Below are 12,395 nucleotides of genomic sequence, written 5' to 3'. Positions count from 1 at the left end.
CAATCCCGGCGCCCCTTCAGGGCACAATTTTGCGCCAACCCCAGGTCGCCAACGTAGCAATCACGCAACCCTCCCCCTTTCTGCCAAGCGCTAGTCCCCCCTTTGGCTCCCCCTGATGGCTCACTCAGTGCTGCTGAAACTGCTCTGCAAGACAAAGCCCCCCATCCTGAGGATTGGGGGCCGGCACACACCGCTATACCGGGATTACTCTCGGGTACCCGCGGACATCCAGTCTTCCATCATCTGGTCATAGGGCACCGTGGTGCCCTGGGGCATTTCATCGTCCAGCTTGGCCTTGGGCGAGCCAGGCTGGCTCAGCCACTGCTCGGGATCCTTGGGCTCATTGAGAATCGGCTCGTAGGTGGCAAACACCTTGGCCCGAGCCAGTCGCGCCATGATGTTATCCAGATCTGCCGCCAGATTATCGAGCGCCTCCTGGGCGGAAATATCGCCATTCACCGCCGGTGCCAAGTTCTGCCACCACAATGGCGCCATGCGCGGATAGTCCGGCACATTGGTTCCCGTTGGCGTCCACTTGGCTTCGTTGGGGCTGCGGTAGAACTCCACCAGCCCACCCAGCTTGGGCGCCATCTCGGTCATCTGCTCGGAAAAGATGTCCGACCGCCGAATCGGCGTCAGCCCCGCCATCAGCTTTTCCAGAGACACCGTCTTTGACACGCTGAATTGAGCGAACAACCAGGCAGCACTGCGACGGTCTTCAGGCGTCGAGTCGAAGAAGGTCCAGGCGCCAACATCCTGATAGCCCACCTTCATTCCTTCTTCCCAGTACGGACCCGTCGGTGATGGGGCCATCCGCCATTTGGGATTTCCCTGGTCATCGGTCACCGCCACGTCCGGGCTGACCATGTCGGCGGTAAAGGCGGTGTACCAGAACATCTGCTGCGCCACATTACCCTGGGCCGGCACGGGACCCGCCTCACCAAAGGTCATGCCCTGTGCCTCGGGAGGAGCAAAGTCTCTGAGCCACTCGACCATCTTGGTGACGGCAAACACCGAAGCCGGGGAATTGGTGGCCCCGCCTCGGCTGACGCTGGCTCCCACCGGATGACTGTCCTCGTCTACGCGAATACCCCAGTCATCCACCGGGTTGCCGAACGGCACCCCAGGGCTGCCCATTCCGGCCATTGATAGCCAGGAGTCATGGAAACGCCAACCCAGCGAGGGATCTCGACGTCCATAATCCATATGGCCATAGACCTTTTGCCCGTCGATCTCGCCGATGTGCTCGCTGAAGAACTCAGCGATATCCTGGTACGCCGTCCAGTTGGTCGGCACGCCTAGCTCATAGCCGTAGAGATCACGGAACTGCTGTTGAAAGTCCTCTCTCTGGAACCAGTCGTAGCGGAACCAGTAAAGGTTCGCGAACTGCTGGTCCGGTAGCTGGTAAAGGCTGCCATCTGGCCCCGTGGTGTACTGAATCCCGATAAAGTCCTCCAGATCCAGGCTTGGCAGCGTCAGCTCCTTCCACTCGTTGGCCATGGCATCACTGAGATTGATGGTCGATCCGTAGCGAATGTGGGTGCCAATGGAATCGGAGTCATTGATATAGGCGTCGTAGATATTGCGACCCGACTGCATCTGGGTCTGCATGTTCTGAACCACATCCCCCTCGCCGATGATGTTGTGGGTCACCTCTATCCCGGTCAGCTCGAGAAAGGCCGGCGTCAGCACGTCCCGCTCCCAGGTATGGGTGGTCAACCCTTCCGCCACCGTGTTGATTGCCATGCCACGAAAGGGCTCCGCGGCCTCGGCAAACCACTCCAGTTCGGCGATCCGCTGCTCCCGCGTCAAGGTGGAGTTTGCGAACACTTCATCGGCCAGCCGCTCGATCACTGCGGCACGATCTTCCTGGGCAATGGCGTCGCCTGCCAATAGCAGCAATCCGGCTACACCTACCCTGCTGAGCTTGCGTCTCACGTTCATGGTCACCTCATTGTTATCATTGATGAAGGCCAGCCTCGCTATCGTCGCCAGCCAATGGGTGCAGGCATCCTGTCGGTTACCCCCAGCGCAACAGCAGCACCATCCACACCACCGATAACGCCAATGCCAGCCACAGACCAAGGCTGGTAAAGCCGATAACGGCGAGGTGGATATACGCCGCCGACAGCATGCCGATAAAGAACCGGTCTCCCCGCGTTGTGCTGATCGGAAGAAAACCGCGGCGCTCGCGGCTGGGCGAGATCAGCTCCCAGGTGGTCATCAGCACCAGCAGCAGTGCGATGACGGAGAAGAACATCGCCGTAGGTAGGGTCCACACCATCCAGTCCATGTCGCGGCTCCTTAGGTGCGCCCCAGAGCAAAGCCCTTGGCGATATGATGACGGACGAAAAACACCACCACGATGCCCGGCACGATGGTCAGCACTCCCGCTGCCGCCAGGGTTCCCCAATCGATACCAGAGGCGGTGGAGGTTCTCGTCATGACAGACACGATGGGCTGGGCCTCCGTGGAGGTGAGGGTACGGGCCAGCAGCAGCTCGACCCAGGAAAACATGAACAGAAAGAACAGGGTCACGCCGATGCCTGAGCGAATCATCGGAATGAAGACCTGGACAAAGAACCGCGGAAAGCTGTAGCCATCGATAAAGGCGGTCTCGTCAATTTCCTTGGGCACGCTGGACATGAAGCCCTCGAGAATCCAGACCGCCAACGGTATGTTGAACAGGCAATGGGCCAAGGCCACGGCGATGTGCGTATCGAACAGGCCGACCGTGTAGTAGAGCTGAAAGTAAGGCAGCAGGAAGACGGCAGGCGGCGCCATCATGTTGGTCAAAAGCCAGAAGAACAGGTGCTTGTCACCGATGAACCGATAGCGACTGAAGGCATAGGCGGCGGGCAAGGCCACCACCATGCTGATGACCATGTTCATCACCACATAGGTCATGGAGTTGACGTAGCCCATGTACCAGCTGGGGTCGGTGAAGATCCGGGTGTAGTTGTCGAAGGTCAGCGCCTGAGGCCACAGGGTCAGCTCTCCCAGGATCTCGTTGTTGGTCTGCAGTGACATGTTGACCAACCAGTAGATGGGTAGCAGTACGAACACCAGATAGGCCAGCATCAACCCACCGCGGCGTACCCTGCGTCCGGCCGAGCGCTGGCGACGCCGACGCCTGGCCGCCTGCCGTGCGGCGTGCTCGTTCACCTGGTCAGGGCTGGATGGCAATGGCCTAGTCATGGCGCGACCCTCCTTGGCGATCCTTCTGCAGATTCATGATGGCGGTATAGAACACCCAGCACACCAGCAGAATGATCAGGAAGTAGATCAACGAGAACGCCGCCGACGGCCCCACATCGAACTGGGCGGTGGCCATGATGGCGAGGGACTGACTGAGAAAGGTGGTGGCACTGCCCGGCCCACCGCCGGTCAGCACGAAGGGTTCCGCATAGATCATGAAGGAGTGCATGAACCGGAGCAGCACGCCAATCACCAGCACATTGGTCAACTTGGGCAATTGGATGTAGCGGAACACCGCCCAGCGTGACGCCCGGTCAATCCTGGCAGCCTGGTAGTAGGCCTCGGGAATCGCCTGCAGACCGCTGTAACAGAGCAAGGCGATCAGCGATGTCCAATGCCACACATCCATCAGCACGATGGTGACCCAGGCATCCATCGGATTCGAGGTGATGTTGTAGGGATACCCCAGCTGGCGCAGGCTGAAACCCATCAGACCGATATCCCCGCGGGTGAATATCTGCCAGATGCTGCCGACCACATTCCAGGGAATCAGCAGTGGCAATGTCACCAGCACCAGCACCAGCGAGGCCCGCCAGCCCCGCTTGGGCATCAGCAACGCGATACCGACCCCCAGGGGCACTTGAATCACCAGAATGGTCAGCGAGAAGGCAAACTGCCGACCCAGAGCCGCCTGCAAGGCGGGGTCATTGAGCATTTGCACGAACCATTCGGTTCCGGTGAAAAACCGCGTATTGGCGTCGAACACATCCTGTACGGAGTAATTGACCACGGTCATCAACGGCACAATGGCGGAGAATGCCACCAGCAACAGCATGGGCAGCACCAGCCACCAGGCCCGGTTGTTCGGCACCTTGTTCATGACGCCACCTCCACCCGCCGTTCATCCACGTAGAGCCCCAACCAACGCTCGGGAAAGTGCAGGTGAATGCACGACGTCGCTGGGTCGAGGGCATCGTCGACCCGTACCTTGCAGGTCAAACTGCCCAGCGAGGCAGTGACAATGCGGTAGGTACCAAGATCCTGAAGGTGGGAGACCGTGGCTGGCATGCCGCCGTCGTCCGCGGACACCACCTCGATGAACTCAGGCCGAATGCCGAGGGTGACGTTGTCGCTGCGGGACATGGCATCGCGCAGGGCGTTCATAAAGCCGGGCGACAGCGGCAGCGGCTGCCCACCCACGAGTGCCCCATCGGCGTCGAGCTGTGGCGTGAAGAAGTTCATGCCGGGACTACCGATGAAGTAGCCGACAAAGGTATGTGCGGGGGCTTCGAAGAGTTCCCGCGGCGTCCCGAATTGCACGATGCTGCCTTGGTACATCACCGCGATCTTGTCGGCAAAGGTGGAGGCCTCCAGCTGATCATGGGTCACGTAGATCATCGTGACCGCAAAGCGCTGATGAATCTCCTTGAGCTTGCGACGCAGCTTCCATTTCAGCTGGGGATCGATCACCGTCAATGGCTCATCAAACAGAATCGCCGCAACATCGTCGCGCACCAGGCCCCGCCCCATCGACACTTTCTGCTTTTCATCGGCCGTCAGATTGCGCGCCTTGCGCGGCAGTTGCGCGGTCAGGTCGAGAATGTCCGCCACCTCCTCGACCCGCTCTCTGACGCGCTCCTCGGAAGTGCCGACGTTACGCAGAGGAAAGGCCAGGTTGTCGAACACGGTCATGGTGTCGTAGACCACCGGAAACTGGAACACCTGGGCAATGTTGCGCTCTTCCGGCGGCAGTTCATTGACCTGAACACCATCGAACAGCACCTCGCCCTGGGACGGCACCAGTAGCCCGGAGATAATATTCAGCAGCGTCGACTTGCCGCAGCCAGACGGCCCAAGCAGCGCGTAGGCGCCTCCCTGTTCCCAGGTATGCGTCATGCGCTCGATCGCAAAGTCAGCCGGACCGGACGGCTGCTGCAGATAGCTGTGCGCCAGTTGCTCAAGACGTATCTCTGCCATCTAGCGCTCCTCCCGATGGATCGCACTCGCGGGGGCGTGCTCGGCTCTGCGTGACATACTGGCCCCCACCTCAGCAGGCACGGCCACCGTCCTGCCCTCCATGTCGAACACGTACAGTCGATGCACCGGCACGTATAGCCGCAGCGGAGCGTCTACCTGAAAGCCGTGCACACCCTCCAGATGGGCCACCAGCGACATGCGAGCGTTGCCCACATGGAGAAACGTCTCGGAGCCGCTGATCTCGGCCAGCTCGACGCAGACATCCAAGGCCAGATCATCGTCGGATTGCGGCGCAATCGCCAGGTGGGCAGGACGTACCCCAAAGTGGTAGCGCCCCTCTTCGAGCCGCGACATGCCGGCGTCAACGGCGAAAGCGGGCTCGCCATCAAAACTGACGTGGCCGTCCCGGATCTCGCCTTCGAGCACATTCATGGGGGGTTCGGAGAACATGTCCGCAGCGGTCAGCGACACCGGCTCACGGTACACCGTCGCGGCAGGCCCATGCTGGACCAGGCGACCTTCATGCAGAATGGCGGTGTCGCCACCCAGCGCGAGTGCCTCTGCGGGCTCCGTGGTGGCATAGACAGCGATGCAGTCCCGTCGGGCGAACAGCTCACGCAGCTCTTCCCGAAACTCCTCCCGCAGCTTGTAGTCCAGATTGACCAGAGGCTCATCGAACAACACCAGCTCAGCGTCCTTGACCAGCGCCCGTGCCATCGCGGTGCGCTGCTGCTGCCCGCCAGACAGCTCCAGCGGCTGACGATCCAGCAGTCCCTCGATATGCAGCAGCTCAGCCACCTCCTGCACCCGGCGCCGAAGTTCTGCCTTGGGAACCCGTGCCAGCTTGAGCGGAGATGCAATGTTGTCGAAGACACTCTGGTGGGGGTAGTTGATGAACTGCTGATAGACCATGGCCACATTGCGTTGGCGCACGCCCTTGCCTGTCACGTCTTCACCGTTGATCAGGATACGTCCTCGGCTGGGTTGATCCAGCCCAGCCATCAAGCGCATCAGGCTCGTCTTTCCCGCCAGGGTTCGCCCCAGCAGAACATTGAACGAGCCTGGCGCCAGCGTCAGACTAACGTCGTCAATGTGGGTCTCGTTTGCCACCCTGCGGGTGACACCGTCGAGGATCAGGGTCATGGGCCGTCTCATTCCACCGAACATCGCCCTCCTTCGAAGGCGTCATCTGTACGGTAGTAGAGATTGTCGAAGGCACCCCGGTGTTTTTAAACGAAACCCCTCAATCACCCCGACACATCACCAACAATCCATTACAACACATTGAAATAAAAAGCTTTTCACCAATTCATCAACTTTTGTCTAATGCAGAACACTTCTGCGCAGCATCCTCTCGTGCGCAGGCAATGTTGTTTAAGTGAAAAAAAATGCGCCCAATGTTCGTAAAAGAACATTGGGCGCATGTCTCGACAGCCAGTCTGATCAACTGGCCGGGGCGCCGGCCGTGACCGACCGCATCATGACCCCGCAGGCGTGGCTGGTCTCAACGAGTACCAAAGATCTTGTCGCCGGCATCGCCGAGACCGGGAACGATATAGCCGTTCTCGTCCAGGCGCTCATCCACGGATGCGGTATAAATCTCGATATCCGGATACGCCTCCTGCACGCGGCGAATGCCCTCCGGCGCCGCGACCAGCACGATCACACGCATCAGCTGACAGCCGCGTTCACGCAGCATGTCGAGCGTGGCGACCATGGAGCCACCGGTAGCCAGCATCGGGTCGATGACTACCGCCATGCGCTCATCGAGGTCGTTGGTAAACTTCGAGAAATAGGGAACAGGCTCCAGCGTTTCCTCATCACGGTACAGGCCAACGACGCTGACCCGCGCACTGGGAATCAGGTCGGTCACGCCCTCCAGCATGCCCAGACCGGCACGCAGGATCGGGACGATCGTTACCTTCTTGCCCTTGAGCTGCTTGACGGTAATGGTGTTGCCACTCCAGCCGTCAATGGCGTGATCTTCCAGCTCCAGATCCTGAGTCGCCTCGTAGGTGAGCAGTTTGGCCACCTCGCCAGCCAGCTCACGGAAGCTCTTGGTGCTGATACCGGCTTCACGCATCAAACCGAGTTTGTGCTGGACCAGGGGGTGATCGATGGCATGGACGCTCATGACGAGTCCTCTTAGATGACGGAGAGGGTGGGACTAGGACGACCTTCGTCGCATGGACGCGGGCGACAAATTGCGCGCCATTCTACCCGTATCCTGCTCTCAGGTTAACCCGCTGCGAACAATCGCCGCTGAGCCTTGCCACCGACGCCTGCACGACCCGGTGGCGAGGCAGCCCGCTAGGGGCTAGACGGCAGCTGCCAGTCGATCGGCCCACGCCCCTGCTCTTGGAGAAACGCATTCGCCCGCGAGAAGTGGTGGTTACCGAAGAAGCCTCGATGGGCGGACAGCGGCGAGGGGTGCGGCGACTCCAGCACCAGGTGACGCTGGCGATCCACCAGCACTTTCTTCTGGCGCGCGTGGGAGCCCCACAGCAGGAACACGCAGGGCCCTGCTTCGGCGCTCACGGTCTGGATGGCACGATCGGTAAACGTCTCCCAGCCCTTGCCGCGGTGGGAGCCGGCATTGCCCTCTTCCACCGTCAAGGAGGTGTTCAACAGCAGTACGCCCTGCCTCGCCCAGGCCTCGAGATGCCCGTGGGGCACAGGCTCCACACCCAGGTCCTGGGCCAGTTCCTTGTAGACATTGACCAGGGAAGGCGGCGGCTTGATGCCGGCACGTACCGAAAAGCACAGGCCGTGGGCCTGACCAGGACCGTGGTAGGGGTCCTGGCCGAGAATGACGACCCTGACGTCTTCGAGCGGGGTCAGTTCAAAGGCGCGAAACCAGTCTGACGAATGCGGGTAGATCACCTTGCGCGCAGCCTTCTCGTCAGCCAGGAAGGCCTTCAACTGCTGCATGTAAGGCGCGTCGAACTCTGCTCCCAGATGACGCTGCCACGCTCCCGACAACACCTGCCCCATGGCCATCACCGACGCTGGTCGGCCAGGGGTTCCACATAGGCCACACCCATGTCCCAGGGGAACTGGATCCAGCAGTCCTGAGCCACCTCCGTCAGGTACTGGTCTACCAGGGGGCGCCCTTCAGGCTTGGCATAGATCGTCACGAAATGCGCCTTGGGCAGCATCTCGCGGACGGCCTTGGCGGTCTTGCCGGTATCGACCAGGTCGTCGACAAGCAGCCAACCTTCGCCGTCGTGATCGACGCCCTTGAGCACCTCGAGGCCCTCTTGCTCCATGTGGTCGTAGCTCTTGATACAGACCGTATCGATCAAGCGCACATTGAGTTCACGGGCGATCAAGGCGGCCGGAATCAGTCCGCCCCGAGTAATCGCGATGATGCCCTTGGTGTCCCGCTCGATCAGCCGATGACACAGCTCGCGCACATCGCGATGCAGCTGGTCCCAGGAGACGACAAAATGACGGTGATAACGATGGCTACTCATGGATCATTCGTCCTCAGTGAACGAGCAAACGGCGAATACGCTGTGACCTGCATCACGAATCTTCTGCGAACCGCCCAGGTCGGGCAGGTCCACGATGGCAGAGGTCTCCACCACCTGGCCGCCACTGCGACTGATCAATTCAGCTGCCGCCAGCATGGTGCCTCCGGTAGCGATCAGATCATCGACGACCAGGATACGATCACCATTGCGGAAGGCATCGGAGTGCAGCTCAACCTCAGCCGTGCCGTACTCGAGCGTATAGGTCTGGCTGATGGTGCGAAACGGCAGTTTGCCCTTCTTGCGCACCGGCACAAAGCTGCAGCCCAGCTCGTAAGCGACGGGCGCGCCGACGATAAAACCGCGAGCGTCGATCGCCGCAATCGCGTCCAGATCCATCTCCTGATAGCGGTGCACAAAGCTATCGATGAGCTTGCGGAAGGCGGCACTGTTCTGCAAAAGCGGGGTGATGTCACGAAAATTGACGCCCGGCTGTGGCCAGTCGGGAACGGTGCGAATGACAGACTTGATGTAGTCGCCGTAAATGCTCATGGCGGTTCTCGCTAGAAATCGGGTACGAAGGAAATGACAACATCGGGTAGCCCCGCTGACAAGCTACCCGTCAGATTGACCGTTGCACGGTCCGTCACGCCACCCGCCGCCATTTGCGTCAAACCCGGCGGCGGAGAGAGGCGGAGGAGCGCCGGTCAATCGAGGAAAATCATCTTGATGGCAAACAGTACGCCCAGGATGACCACGGCAACGTTCAGGTCCTTGAAGCGACCTGACAGGGCCTTGATGGCGACATAGCTGACAAAGCCAAAGGCAATACCCTCGGCAATCGAGAAGGTCAACGGCATGGCCAGAGCGGCGATCAGTACCGGGGCCGCCTCGGTGGCATCATCCCAGTCGGCGTGAGCCAGACTGCCCGCCATCAGGGAGGCCACGTACAGCAGCGCCCCCGCCGTGGCGTAGGCAGGTATGGAGCCCGCCAGCGGCGCAAAGAACAGGCTGAGCAGGAACAGTACGGCCACTACCACGGCCGTCAGGCCAGTCCGCCCGCCGGCAGCGATACCTGCCGTGCTTTCGACGTAGCTGGTAGTGGTCGAGGTGCCCAGCGCCGCACCTGCCATGGAGGCAGTAGAGTCGGCCATCAGCGCGCGCCCCAGACGAGGCAGCTTGCCATCCTTGTCCAGCAGTCCACCGCGATGAGCCACGCCGACCAGCGTGCCGGAGGTATCGAACAAGTCAACAAACAGGAAGGCAAAGACCACGCTGATCATCGCCACGTTGAACGCGCCAGCGAGGTCCATCGACATCAAGGTCGGTGCAATGGAAGGCGGCATCGACACCACACCGCTGAATTCATTGTGTCCAAGCAGCATGGCAACCAGCGTCACGCCGAGAATGCCGATCATCACCGCCCCGGTGACCCGCAGGTGAGCAAGCGCGGTGATAACGAAGAAACCGGCAAGGGCGTAAAGCGGCGCAGGTTCGGAAAGGTCACCGACTGACACCAGAGTGGCCGGGTTATCCACGATGATGCCAGCATTTTTCATGGCCACCATGGCAAGAAACAGGCCGATGCCGGCAGCAATCCCGAGCCTCAATGTGATCGGAATGGAATTGATGATCCATTCGCGAATGCGAAAGATACTGAGCAGAAAGAAGGTAACGCCCGACAGGAACACCGCACCCAGTGCCGCCTCCCAAGTATAGCCCATCCCGAGCACGACGCCGTAGGTGAAGAAGGCATTGAGGCCCATACCCGGCGCCAGGGCGATGGGGTAATTGGCCCACAGACCCATGATCAGACAGCCCACCGCCGCGGCCACACAGGTAGCCACGAAGACCGCCCCGTAGTCCATGCCCGCTTCGGACAGGATGCTTGGGTTAACGAAGATGATGTACGCCATGGTCAGGAAGGTCGTGATCCCGGCGATGACCTCTGTCTTCACGGTAGTACGGTGTTCGCTGAGCTTGAAGAAGCGATCGAGGGGACTCTTGCCCTGGTTCGATTCAGGCTGGGGATTGGACATGCGCTAGGTCCTGCACGTGGAGTCAATGAGGGGGTGTCCAGGACGAGAGTCACCGACCGTGCCCCGCCACCCGGTGGCTAGAGACACCATATAGCAGGCCGCCGGGGGACGCACGACGATACTGCACAATGAAGCCAACGCTTGACCGCGTCTGCCACCGAACAGATCGGTGCCAAAACGCACATCGGGCGCGATGCAACAGCACCTGCGCCCGACGGTGGCGACTCTCGAAAGCGCGCTACTCTACCAGAATCGGGTAGGCTTCGGTATAGATCCAGTCCTTGTCCTTTGCCGGGACATGGCAGCCCAGGCAGTCGGTCTGGTAGTCCGCCGACACATTGGTCGCCGGGTCGTCAGTCTTGAACAAGGCCCAGCCCCAGCCGTCCCCCCAACTGCCATTGCTGTCGGCAAAGCGGTTGGTCGCGTCCTTGACCATCACAAACCACTGTTTGATGGTGTCGTTCTCGTAGCTCACACCGGCGCCAGTGGTGTAGTCACCGGTGCTATGGGCGCGCAGCTCCTTGACCAGCACAGCACCGTCGGGGAACACGCCGTTTTCCCGATAGGCAGCAATGCTTTCGGGCACGGTATAGACGTTGTGGAAGCCGCTCGCATCTCCCCCTGGCACAAACCAGGAGCCCAGGTGGGCCATCTCGGTGCGGAAATCATCGGGCAGATGAATGGTGCCGTCGTCGTCTACCCAGGGTGATAGATCACTTTCGGCGGTCGCCATCGTGGCAAACCCGCACGTTAGGATGCACGCCCCTGCCGCCAATGCCTTGGCTGTCATTTTCATGGTCGTCCTCACTGATCACGGTCGGTGCAAAATCGGAATGTGGCATCCGATTAAGTTAGCACCGCCTCAAGCGAGGAAGGCCCTCGTCTCCTCTGCTACGGGCGCTACGGCACAGCGAGCAAGACGATCTCCGACGTCCACAGCGAACAAGGCCACCACCCGTGATTCAGGCGCCGCCTTTCGCCGCCAGCACTCGCTCAACGGTCTCGACAATCGCCTGGGTCTGGGGGTCCACCTCGATATTGACCCTGTCTCCGGGTCGACGATCCGCCAGCGTCGTGCGGGCCAGCGTTTCCGGAATCAGGTCGACGCAGAATGCACCGCCACGGGTTTCCTGACGCAGTGCACCGATGGTCAGACTGATGCCATCGACGCCGATATAGCCCTTGGTGAAGACGAACCTGTCCAGCCCCTCCGGCAACAGAAACCAAAGGCGCCGATTATTGGGCGCCTCGTCCAGCTCCACCAGCTCCGCCTGCGCCATGACATGCCCTGACATGGCGTGCCCGCCGATCTCATCGCCAAAACGCGCCGCACGCTCGATGTTGACGCGGTCGCCAATGGATACCGCGCCTAGATTGGTCACCCTGAGGGTCTCGCGCATCAGGTCGAAACTGACCCGATCGCCGTCCACCGCAGTCACCGTCAGACACACCCCGTTGTGGGCCACGGACGCGCCCAGTGCCAGACCTTCCAGCAAGTGCTCCGGCAGGCGCACGACATGGGTGCGAAACGCCTCAGCTTCGATCATGTCGACCACTTCAGCGGTGCCTTGCACAATCCCGGTAAACATCCTCATCTCCTCGCCAGCGAAAAGGCCTCAGCCTTCGATCGGGCCAGTCTATGGATCTCCGCCCTAAAGTTCCATGCAAGCGACGGCCCCGCCCCACGAAAGGCGATGATCAAGCGCCA

At 60.7% G+C, this 12,395-nt stretch carries 13 protein-coding genes; all 13 read right to left on the bottom strand.

What is annotated here, in order from left to right:
- Positions 1-204: 204 nt before the first annotated feature.
- The gene (locus KUV72_RS17400; RefSeq protein WP_206944572.1) at positions 205-1,944 is read right to left on the bottom strand and encodes an ABC transporter substrate-binding protein; all 1,740 of its coding nucleotides are present in this window, start codon (positions 1,942-1,944) and stop codon (positions 205-207) included.
- A gap of 76 nt (positions 1,945-2,020) precedes the next feature.
- A complete protein-coding gene (locus KUV72_RS17395) occupies positions 2,021-2,293 on the bottom strand; it encodes a DUF2160 domain-containing protein (RefSeq protein ID WP_206944573.1) in 273 nt (90 codons plus the stop codon).
- 11 nt (positions 2,294-2,304) lie between these two features.
- Positions 2,305-3,081, bottom strand: a complete 777-nt coding sequence (locus tag KUV72_RS17390; RefSeq protein WP_374107045.1) for a carbohydrate ABC transporter permease — start codon at positions 3,079-3,081, stop codon at positions 2,305-2,307.
- A gap of 109 nt (positions 3,082-3,190) precedes the next feature.
- Complete coding sequence (locus KUV72_RS17385; protein WP_206944575.1) at positions 3,191-4,078, bottom strand: carbohydrate ABC transporter permease; 888 nt, start codon at positions 4,076-4,078, stop codon at positions 3,191-3,193.
- Entirely contained in the window at positions 4,075-5,175 is a 1,101-nt protein-coding gene (locus tag KUV72_RS17380; protein ID WP_222239218.1) for an ABC transporter ATP-binding protein, read from the bottom strand. Before KUV72_RS17380 ends, KUV72_RS17385 begins: the two co-directional genes overlap by 4 nt.
- Entirely contained in the window at positions 5,176-6,318 is a 1,143-nt protein-coding gene (locus KUV72_RS17375) for an ABC transporter ATP-binding protein (protein WP_222239217.1), read from the bottom strand.
- A 361-nt stretch (positions 6,319-6,679) separates the two neighbouring features.
- Complete coding sequence (gene upp / locus KUV72_RS17370) at positions 6,680-7,309, bottom strand: uracil phosphoribosyltransferase (protein ID WP_206944580.1); 630 nt, start codon at positions 7,307-7,309, stop codon at positions 6,680-6,682.
- A gap of 176 nt (positions 7,310-7,485) precedes the next feature.
- A complete protein-coding gene (gene ung / locus KUV72_RS17365) occupies positions 7,486-8,169 on the bottom strand; it encodes a uracil-DNA glycosylase (RefSeq protein ID WP_222239216.1) in 684 nt (227 codons plus the stop codon).
- 5 nt (positions 8,170-8,174) lie between these two features.
- Positions 8,175-8,651 carry a xanthine phosphoribosyltransferase gene (gene gpt / locus KUV72_RS17360; protein ID WP_206944584.1) on the bottom strand — a complete coding sequence of 159 codons (477 nt, stop codon included), beginning with the start codon at positions 8,649-8,651 and terminating at the stop codon, positions 8,175-8,177.
- 3 nt (positions 8,652-8,654) lie between these two features.
- Complete coding sequence (locus tag KUV72_RS17355; protein WP_206944586.1) at positions 8,655-9,200, bottom strand: adenine phosphoribosyltransferase; 546 nt, start codon at positions 9,198-9,200, stop codon at positions 8,655-8,657.
- A gap of 155 nt (positions 9,201-9,355) precedes the next feature.
- Positions 9,356-10,687 (bottom strand): NCS2 family permease, encoded by a 1,332-nt coding sequence (locus KUV72_RS17350; protein WP_206944588.1) that lies wholly within the window; start codon positions 10,685-10,687, stop codon positions 9,356-9,358.
- A gap of 238 nt (positions 10,688-10,925) precedes the next feature.
- Positions 10,926-11,420, bottom strand: a complete 495-nt coding sequence (locus KUV72_RS17345; RefSeq protein WP_261317547.1) for a cytochrome P460 family protein — start codon at positions 11,418-11,420, stop codon at positions 10,926-10,928.
- A 229-nt stretch (positions 11,421-11,649) separates the two neighbouring features.
- Positions 11,650-12,276 (bottom strand): riboflavin synthase subunit alpha, encoded by a 627-nt coding sequence (locus KUV72_RS17340; RefSeq protein ID WP_222163335.1) that lies wholly within the window; start codon positions 12,274-12,276, stop codon positions 11,650-11,652.
- Positions 12,277-12,395 lie beyond the last annotated feature (119 nt).

Origin of the sequence: Halomonas sp. DP4Y7-1 (genome assembly GCF_019800705.1) — a bacterium.
GTDB lineage: Bacteria > Pseudomonadota > Gammaproteobacteria > Pseudomonadales > Halomonadaceae > Halomonas > Halomonas litopenaei_A.
Note: the sequence above shows the minus strand (reverse complement) of the source record. Positions and strands in the feature narration are given on the sequence as shown.

Bases quoted from the DNA above. Each gene is read 5' to 3' on its own strand.
- KUV72_RS17400 (WP_206944572.1), bottom strand. From the start codon at position 1,944: ATGAACGTGAGACGCAAGCTCAGCAGGGTAGGTGTAGCCGGATTGCTG.
- KUV72_RS17395 (WP_206944573.1), bottom strand. From the start codon at position 2,293: ATGGACTGGATGGTGTGGACCCTACCTACGGCGATGTTCTTCTCCGTC.
- KUV72_RS17390 (WP_374107045.1), bottom strand. From the start codon at position 3,081: ATGCTGGCCTATCTGGTGTTCGTACTGCTACCCATCTACTGGTTGGTC.
- KUV72_RS17385 (WP_206944575.1), bottom strand. From the start codon at position 4,078: ATGAACAAGGTGCCGAACAACCGGGCCTGGTGGCTGGTGCTGCCCATG.
- KUV72_RS17380 (WP_222239218.1), bottom strand. From the start codon at position 5,175: ATGGCAGAGATACGTCTTGAGCAACTGGCGCACAGCTATCTGCAGCAG.
- KUV72_RS17375 (WP_222239217.1), bottom strand. From the start codon at position 6,318: ATGACCCTGATCCTCGACGGTGTCACCCGCAGGGTGGCAAACGAGACC.
- upp (WP_206944580.1), bottom strand. From the start codon at position 7,309: ATGAGCGTCCATGCCATCGATCACCCCCTGGTCCAGCACAAACTCGGT.
- ung (WP_222239216.1), bottom strand. From the start codon at position 8,169: ATGGGGCAGGTGTTGTCGGGAGCGTGGCAGCGTCATCTGGGAGCAGAG.
- gpt (WP_206944584.1), bottom strand. From the start codon at position 8,651: ATGAGTAGCCATCGTTATCACCGTCATTTTGTCGTCTCCTGGGACCAG.
- KUV72_RS17355 (WP_206944586.1), bottom strand. From the start codon at position 9,200: ATGAGCATTTACGGCGACTACATCAAGTCTGTCATTCGCACCGTTCCC.
- KUV72_RS17350 (WP_206944588.1), bottom strand. From the start codon at position 10,687: ATGTCCAATCCCCAGCCTGAATCGAACCAGGGCAAGAGTCCCCTCGAT.
- KUV72_RS17345 (WP_261317547.1), bottom strand. From the start codon at position 11,420: ATGGCGACCGCCGAAAGTGATCTATCACCCTGGGTAGACGACGACGGC.
- KUV72_RS17340 (WP_222163335.1), bottom strand. From the start codon at position 12,276: ATGTTTACCGGGATTGTGCAAGGCACCGCTGAAGTGGTCGACATGATC.